The 7,975-nt window shown below is 60.4% G+C and carries 6 protein-coding genes and 1 pseudogene; 1 reads left to right on the top strand and 6 read right to left on the bottom strand.

Annotation, left to right across the window (positions count from 1 at the left end; all coding sequences use genetic code 11):
• A pseudogene (locus ACX80Q_RS18510) lies at positions 1–1,015 on the top strand (ISL3 family transposase); the annotation flags it as partial.
• 521 nt (positions 1,016–1,536) lie between these two features.
• Here the strand turns inward: ACX80Q_RS18510 and ACX80Q_RS18505 are convergent.
• The 6 genes from ACX80Q_RS18505 to ACX80Q_RS18480 form a co-directional block, all read right to left on the bottom strand.
• The gene (locus ACX80Q_RS18505; RefSeq protein ID WP_459332010.1) at positions 1,537–1,668 is read right to left on the bottom strand and encodes a hypothetical protein; all 132 of its coding nucleotides are present in this window, start codon (positions 1,666–1,668) and stop codon (positions 1,537–1,539) included.
• 603 nt (positions 1,669–2,271) lie between these two features.
• Complete coding sequence (deoC, locus tag ACX80Q_RS18500) at positions 2,272–2,940, bottom strand: deoxyribose-phosphate aldolase (protein WP_459332009.1); 669 nt, start codon at positions 2,938–2,940, stop codon at positions 2,272–2,274.
• A 50-nt stretch (positions 2,941–2,990) separates the two neighbouring features.
• Positions 2,991–4,985: an ABC transporter permease/substrate-binding protein gene (locus ACX80Q_RS18495; protein ID WP_459332008.1), complete on the bottom strand. Its 1,995-nt coding sequence runs from the start codon at positions 4,983–4,985 to the stop codon at positions 2,991–2,993.
• Positions 4,982–6,472, bottom strand: a complete 1,491-nt coding sequence (locus tag ACX80Q_RS18490) for a sugar ABC transporter ATP-binding protein (protein WP_459332007.1) — start codon at positions 6,470–6,472, stop codon at positions 4,982–4,984. The genes ACX80Q_RS18495 and ACX80Q_RS18490 overlap by 4 nt, the downstream gene beginning before the upstream one ends.
• A gap of 1 nt (position 6,473) precedes the next feature.
• Positions 6,474–6,878 carry a D-ribose pyranase gene (rbsD, locus tag ACX80Q_RS18485; protein WP_459332006.1) on the bottom strand — a complete coding sequence of 135 codons (405 nt, stop codon included), beginning with the start codon at positions 6,876–6,878 and terminating at the stop codon, positions 6,474–6,476.
• Between the two features lie 65 nt (positions 6,879–6,943).
• Complete coding sequence (locus tag ACX80Q_RS18480) at positions 6,944–7,864, bottom strand: ribokinase (protein WP_459332011.1); 921 nt, start codon at positions 7,862–7,864, stop codon at positions 6,944–6,946.
• Positions 7,865–7,975: the final 111 nt, after the last annotated feature.

The following is a 7,975-nucleotide window of genomic DNA, read 5'->3' as shown; positions in this document are numbered from 1 at the left end:
GGCTGCTGAGCCTCGAGCGAAGCTCTCCCGCCGCGGGCTGGCCTGGGCGCTGGAAGGCATCGTGTGCCAACACCTCACCGTCGCCCGCGTGGCTGAGGGCCTTGGAGTCTCCTGGAATACCGTGAAGAATGCTGTTCTGGCAGAGGGCAAGCGGGTGTTGATCGATGACCCGCACCGCTTCAACGGTGTGGAAGTCATTAGTGTTGACGAGCATGTTTGGCGGCACACCCGCCACGGCGACAAGTACGTCACCGTCATCATCGATCTGACCCCGATCCGCGACAAGAGCGACCCTTCCCGGTTACTGGACATGGTCGAGGGCCGCTCAAAACAAGTCTTCGCCAGCTGGTTGCAGGCACGCCCGCAAGCTTGGCGGGACGGGATTGAAGTAGTGGCCATGGACGGCCTCTCCGGCTTCAAAAGCGCCGCCACCGAGTAGCTTCCCGAGGCTGTCCCCGTGACGGATCCCTTCCATGTCATCCGCCTGGCCGGGGACGCGCTGGATGTGTGCCAGCGCCGTGTTCAACAGACAACGTCCGGGCACCGCGGACCTGCCGGGGATCCACTCTACAAAGCCAGGGGAACCCTGCACACCGGAGAAGGACTGCTCACCGAGAAACAACAAAAGCGACTGGAAGACTTGTTCGCCGCCGATGCGCATGTTGAGGTGGAAGCCACCTGGGGCATCTACCAGCGCATGATCACCGCCTACCGGGAACCAGACCGCACCCAAGGAAAGAAGCTGATACAGGCCGCAGTTGACTCCCTCAGCGCCGGCGTCCCGGCCGCACTCACGGAACTCAAAACTTTGGGGAGGACACTCAAACGCAGAGCAGCAGACGTGCTTGCCTACTTCGACAGACCCGGAACATCAAACGGTCCTACTGAAGCGATCAATGGCCGATTGGAACAACTCCAGGGCTCAGCATTGGGCTTCCGCAACCTCACCAACTACGCCGCCAGATCATTGCTGGAATCCGGTGGATTCAGACCGAAACTACACCCTGGATTCTGAAGAGCCAGGTTTCATTCCCAGCACCGATAAAGTGCAAAACATCGATGTATCGACTCTGGTGAAGGAACATTCTGACTATCTCAAAACCGTCAGCCTAAGGCAACGCCCAATACATCGCGGTCGGCTCGGTGCCAAGCTCGGAGTGAATCGCGAGTAAAACGAGAGACACAGTATTGATGGCTGATTGGCCGTGCTCGAGGTCGCTCTGCGGTCGGGTGGGGTTGCCACAACGTCATACAAAACGCATACTTTTGAAGACACAAGAGCGATTATTTAGTCTCCTGCATTGTTGTAATAGCGCCATGTAAGAACAGCCAAAACGGCCATTGGCAACTCTGAATCGACGCCTGATCTGCAAGCGGGGATCATAAACGTTGATAATTGTCGACAAGCGTTGAACTCTCAACATGCTCTGACCTCCGGCGATAGTTTTGCTTTTTTGTTGCGCCCGGCTTGCTCATCAGACAGTTGGTCGGGCCACAGTGGTTCGAATCCCAACTATCCTGGTGACTGGACTTCAGTCAGGACTCCAGCCCTGAGAACCGTGACACTGCCAGCACTGCCAGCACTGCCAGCACTTCCAGCGACTCGCGGAGACGCCCGGACAGCGTCAGGTCCACCGTCGTGCCGGCTCCGGCGAGCAAACGATACATCCGGTCAGCGGCCCGATCGTGGATACAGCAGATTAGGGGAGTGGACCCGGTGCTCCCGGCCAGCGGCACACGGTTGCTGCTGACCTCAATCCCACATCGTGGACGAAAATGGATCCGGGCCGTTCCGCACGGGTCTAGGCCCAGCCCTTCAGGAACCGGCGGAAATCTTCCGTGGATGAGGAGTCCTCGAAAATTCGGAAACCGTAGGCCCCTTGATCTCCTAGACATGCTCACACGCCGTCATTCGCCAGACGGCGTAGAGCCTCCCACACGCAGGATCATCAATCCCCAACTGCCCGGCCAAATACTCCACCATGGGCTACGGCACATCTAGGGAGTCCTCCAAAAGCACTCAGAGATAGTGCGCCTTCGTGGTCTGCGTCATCGAGGCAGAGGAACTGTTCCGGATTTGATCGTGACGGCTCAGCGCCAGGTTGTCCGCGACAGCGCGCGCTGGTCTAATGGGCCGCCGCTGCAGCGAATCAGACCCTGGAAGCGGACGTACGCTCGTCAGATCTATTTCACCGATCGTCTTTTCAACTTAAACATACTGAGATCCCCGCCTGGGCGGGGATCTCAGAAGTCACCAAATTGGTTTACAGATTAGTACCCGGTTGAGGTGCCGCCCAGCAGGACGGTCTCAGTGCCGGACAGGCCAATGCGGGTGGCTCCGGCGTCGACCATGGCTTGGGCGGCGGTCCAGTCGCGGATGCCTCCGGAAGCTTTGACTCCGATGCGTCGGCCCACTGTCCTGGACATCAGTTTCACGGCGTGGACGGTGGCCCCGCCTGCGGGGTGGAACCCCGTGGAGGTCTTCACGAAGTCGGCACCGCAGCTCTCCGCGATTTCACAGCATCGTACGATCTGTTCGTCCGTCAGGGCAGCTGTTTCCAGGATTACCTTGAGCACGGTGGGTGCCGGTACGGCTGCGCGGACGGCCGCAATGTCTCTGTGCACGGCGTCGAAGTCCCCGGCCACGGCTGCTCCGACGTCGATCATCATGTCGATCTCGTCGGCCCCATCCTGGACGGCGTGCAGGGCTTCGGCTGCTTTGAGGTGGCTGTGGTGTTTGCCTGACGGGAAGCCGCAAACGGCAGTGATTTTGGCCGTGGCCGTGGCCAGCGGCAGCATCGACGGTGAGACACACACGGAGTAGGCGCCGAGGCGTGCAGCTTCGGCCGCTGCTGACTCAGCGTCTGCTTGGGTCCCGGTGGACTGCAGGAAGGTGTGGTCAACCATGGCGGCCAGCATTTCCGGTGTAAGTTTCGTCATGTTAGTCCTTTTGTTCGGTATGGAATGTGAAGTTGCCGGACGGGAGGCGACTACTTGCAGGTGGCTCGATCTCCCAGGCCGCGAAGGTAGTCGCAGAATTCGTTGACGCTTGCATTTGTGACGAGTTTTCCCTGCAACACCCGTGATTCCTCAACGGTTTCTCCGGATGCCACCGCGTGGCTGATCTTGATGACTTCCTGGCCCAGGGCAAATGGTGATTCAGCGTTTGTTGCGTACATCTCGCCGTTCTTGACGGCGGTCAAGGCATCGCCAATCCCGTCGTTTCCGACGATCTTGATCGAGGCCAGGAGCCTGCGGGATTTCACAGCGGCTACGGCACCGAGTGCCATTTCATCATTGGCGCCGTAGATGCCCGTGATGGTGGGATTCGCCTGGAGCATGTTGGTGGTTACATCCAGAGCCTTCCCCCGGTCAAAGTCAGCGGACTGGACTGCTATTACCTGGACTCCAGGGCATGCTTTCATGCCCTCCTGGAATCCTGTGGAGCGATCCCGTGCAACGCTGGTGCCGAGGATGCCCTGCAGTTCGGCTGCTTTTCCGCTCCCGCCCATCGCTTCGCACAGGGCCTTGGCCCCGTTCTTGCCAGCTTGGACGGCGTCGTAGCCAATAAAGGCGGCCAGCTTCCCCTGATCCGGGACCCTGTCAAAGGCGACCACGGGTACATTTGCCTGGTTGGCTTTGACCGTGATGGAACCGCCAGCTTCACTGGAGGTGGGGTCCAGGACCAGAACACTGGGTTTCTTCACCAGGGCCGTCGTGGCTTGGTTGAGGGACTGGGTGTCATTGTTGTTGGCGTTTTGGACGTCCAAGTTCATGCCCAGTTTCGTGGCCTGGTCCTTGGCGCCGTCCGCCACAGAAACGAAGAACGGGTTGTTGAGGGTGGAAATGACCAAGGTCGCGGACTGTGGGGAGGCCGCACCGTCGCTGGTTCCGCGGACTGCTGTGGTCACACCGGCGCCAGCGACCAGCAATGCCAGAATGGTCACCGCAGCTATTTGGGGTGTGCGTGCCCGCGCGCCGATCTCCAAGGCACCTGCCGCCGTCGACCCTGCGGCGTTTGTGGTGCCTGAAGGCGGCCGCTGGCGGAAGATGCGCATCAGTACCCCGGAGTTGCGGTCAATGTAGACGGCGAACAAGATGACGGCACCCTTGACAACGCTTTGCAGAAACGGGGACACGTTGAGCAGGTTCAGTCCGTTGTCGATCATGGCCAGCAGGACCGCGCCAACCACGGTGCCCAGTAGCGCGCCCCGGCCGCCTGCCAAACTGGTGCCACCGATGATGACCGCAGCGATGGCCGCCAGTTCCAGTCCGGTTCCGGCCGTGGGCTGGGCGGTTCCGAGCCTGGCGGTGAGGATGAAGCCGGCAATGGCGGCCAGCACGCCTGAGATCATGAACGCCATGATCTTCACTCGGGCTGTGTTGACGCCGGCCAGTCGGGCAGCATCCTCGTTGTCGCCTGTTGCGTAGAGTTCGCGGCCGTAGCGGGTGCGGGCCAAAATGAAGCCAAACAGCACGGTTGCTGCCACCATGATCCAGATGGGGGTGGGGATACCCAGCAAGTTGCCCTGCCCCAAGGCGAGGAAGGCCTCGCTAGTGACCTTGACCGGGTTGCCCTGCGAAAATTGCAAGGTCAGCCCGGCAAAAATGGACATCGTGGCCAGTGTCGCAATGAACGACGGCATTCTTGTTTTGGTGACCAACAGCCCGTTGATGGCGCCGGCGAGGGCACCCACCAGCAGCCCGGCTGCCAGGCCGGCCACCGGCCCATGGCTACTCATTACGGAGGCAGTGATGATGGCGCTGAAGCCAAGCACAGCACCCACGGAAAGATCAATTTCGGCAAGAATAATGACGTAGGTCTGGCCGGCTGCGATCAGCGCCACCACGGCAGCAGTCAGCAGAATGTTGAGCATGTTTGAGGACTGCAGAAACAGCGGCGTGGCGAAGACGAGGGCGATGGCCACCAGGGCCAGCATCCAGACGGCTCGCAGCTGGTCGTTGAAAAGGGAAAACTTTTTCATCGGGTTAGGGTCTCCATTGCGTGTTCTAGGACGGCTTGTTGGGTCAAGGCGGGAGCGGACAGTTCAGCGTTGATGCTGCCCTCTCGCATGACCAGCACGCGGTCTGACATTTCGACTAGTTCGGGAAGATCTGATGAAACTAGGACAACAGCGACGCCTTGGGCGGCGGCGTCATTGATGATGGAATAGATTTCGGCTTTAGCGCCCACATCCACCCCGCGGGTGGGTTCCTCCATCAACAAGATGGCCGGGTTGCTCAAAAGACAGCGGGCTAGCAGGACCTTTTGTTGATTGCCACCGGAGAGGGTGCCCACGGCGTCCTCGATACTGGTGCATTTGATGCGGAGCCGGTCTGAGATTTCTTGGCACCGCTCCCGTTCCTGTTTGCGGGATACGACGCCGTTGCGCGTGATAGCGCCCAGGGTCGCCAGTGATTCATTATGGGAGATGGGCTGGGCGAGGGTGAGGCCTTCCGCCTGCCGGTCCGGGGTGAGGTAGGCGATGCCTGCGGCGATGGCTTGATGCGGGGACTTCAAACTGACGCCCTTGCCATCCAACAGCACCGAACCACTGGCCTGGTGTAGGCCAAACAAGGCCCGGAGCACCTCGCCCTTGCCGCTTCCCATGACTCCACCGATTCCCAATACTTCACCGGCGTGCACCTGAAAGGAGACACCGTTGACGCCGGCGCCGCGGAGTTCATTGACGTCTAGGCGGACACGGTCCGTGCTGTGGTGTTCCTTCGGGTAGAAGTTTTCAACTTCCCCTCCCACCATGGCCGCCACAACTGATTTTTCGCTCAGTTCCGTGGGTGTGCCGCTGAGTGAGACTTGGCCGTCGCGCATAACCACGATCCTGTCCGAGAGCGCGAACACCTCGGGCAGCCGGTGGCTGATGTAAATGATGGAAACCCCCGCGGCCTGCAGTTTGCGGACTTGGCGGAACAGTAGTTCTGATTCCCTGTCGTCCAGGGCGGCCGTTGGCTCATCCAGGATCAGCAGGCGTACCGAGTGGTTCAGGCACCGGGCAATCTGAACGAGTTGCTGCTCGCCGAAGCTGAGCTTCTCCACGGGAAGGCGCGTGTCGACGTCGATTCCCACTTGGGCCAGCAGTTCGGCGGCACGCCGGTGCATCTTGTCCTTGTTGACGAAGAAGCGGCCAAATTCACCGGTGCCGTCGTGGGCGAAGATGTTGGAGGCGACGTCCAGTTGCGGGAAGAGGTTGTGTCTCAGTTCTTGGTAGATGACCTGGATGCCATCGGCCATGGCGTCCTGGGGCACATGGTAGCTCCGAGGTGCGCCGTCCATCATGATCTGGCCGGAATCGGGCTGGTAGGCGCCGGCGATGATACGGGTCAGTGTGGACTTCCCTGCCCCGTTTTCGCCCACAAGTGAGAGAATTTCACCCGGTTTGATTGTCAGGTCGATGCCGCGCAGGACGTTGTTCGTTCCGAAGGATTTGGTTATGCCTGTGAATGAAATGGTCATCTCAATACACCACTCCGGCAACCAGAATCACGTTGGCGTAAGACGTGAATTCGCCGGAGCGAACGGCGGCCTTGGAATTCTTGGTGCGGGCCTTGAAGTCCGTGTGTGGAACCAGCTCGAGTGGGATGTTGTGCCGGTCCAGGCGTTTGCCCAGGGCCTCGTACAGCCCGGGGCTGTGTGTGGTGATCTCGCTGGCGGCGATGGCACCTTCAAACGCAGCCTCCGCAAGGACAACGTCCAAGCATTGGAGGAATTCAGGCACGTTGGCCGTGAGCGCCAGATCAATTCGTTCCACCCCGGCTGGGATGGGCAGGCCGGCATCGGTCACCATTAGTTCATCGGTGTGGCCGAGTTCGGAGATGACCCGGGACAGTGCCGGGTTGAGGGTGCCGCTGTTTTTTCGCATTTTTACTCCACTGCTTTGTAGAGGGATGGGTGATCGTAGTGAACATGTTGGACGTGCGGGTGTGGCTAGCGGCCGGCCAGGAACAGGTCGACGGTTTCGCGTTTGGGAAGGCTGGGGCTGGCTCCGGCTACGGTGACGGCCAGGGCTCCGCCGGCCATGGCGCGGCGCAGGGCCAGCTCCCAGGTGAGTCCTTCAGCGAGGGCGCTGCCAAGGGTGCCGGCGAAGGCATCTCCGGCCGCTGTGGTATCCACGGCTGTCACGTCGAAAGGCTCGTGGAGGCTGAGCCGTGTTGTCTCGTCGCCGGTTTCCCCGACACGTTCGACGACGACGGCTCCGGCACCGGCGAGTGTTACCACGGCCCGGGCTACTCCGCGATCGGTGAACCATCGCCCGGCCTTCGCTGCCGACTCCTTGTCTGTGACGCTGATTCCTGTCATGAGCCGGGCTTCGGTTTCGTTCGGCGTGACAATGTCCACGTACCGCCAGAATTCCTCATCCAGTGGCGCTTCCGGCGCAGGAGCTGGATCCAGAATTACGGTGATGCCGCGGGCTTTGCATTCTTTGGCAGCTTCGAGTGCGGAATCATGCGGGATTTCGAGTTGGATCAGGGCAACAGTGGCGTCCAGTCCAGGTGCATTGAGTGACTCCCTGACGTGGTTGGGGCTCAGGAGCGAATTGGCGAGCGGGATCATGACAATGTCATTTTCCGCGGAGGAGTCCACCCTGATGTGGGCAATGCCTGTGGGTCCTTGACTGCGGAGGACGTGGTCAGTGTTAATGCGTTCCTCGGCCAAGGTACTGAGCACCAGTTCGCTGAACGAGTCGTTGCCGACACTGCCGATCAGCGCAACGTCGCTGCCGGCACGGGCAGCCGCCAATGCTTGGTTGGCACCCTTGCCACCAAGCACCATGGTGAATGCGCTGCCGAGCACGGTTTCGCCCGGCTGCGGCAACCGTTCGCTGAAGCTGGTGAGATCGCAGGTTATGCGGCTCTTCAGAATCCAGGGTGTAGTTTCGGTCTGAATCCGCCGGATTCCAGCAATGATCTGGCGACGTAGTTGGTGAGGTTGCGGAAGCCCAGGGCTGAGCCGCGGAGG

This window comes from Arthrobacter sp. HLT1-20, assembly GCF_054510895.1.
The sequence above is the reverse complement of the archived record's forward strand: the minus strand, read 5'-3'. Positions and strand labels throughout refer to the sequence as shown.

Excerpts from the sequence above, each read along its gene's own strand:
- rbsD (WP_459332006.1), bottom strand. The coding sequence starts at position 6,878 with ATGCGAAAAAACAGCGGCACCCTCAACCCGGCACTGTCCCGGGTCATC.
- ACX80Q_RS18505 (WP_459332010.1), bottom strand. The coding sequence starts at position 1,668 with ATGTATCGTTTGCTCGCCGGAGCCGGCACGACGGTGGACCTGACGCTG.
- ACX80Q_RS18495 (WP_459332008.1), bottom strand. The coding sequence starts at position 4,985 with ATGAAAAAGTTTTCCCTTTTCAACGACCAGCTGCGAGCCGTCTGGATG.
- ACX80Q_RS18490 (WP_459332007.1), bottom strand. The coding sequence starts at position 6,472 with ATGACCATTTCATTCACAGGCATAACCAAATCCTTCGGAACGAACAAC.
- deoC (WP_459332009.1), bottom strand. The coding sequence starts at position 2,940 with ATGACGAAACTTACACCGGAAATGCTGGCCGCCATGGTTGACCACACC.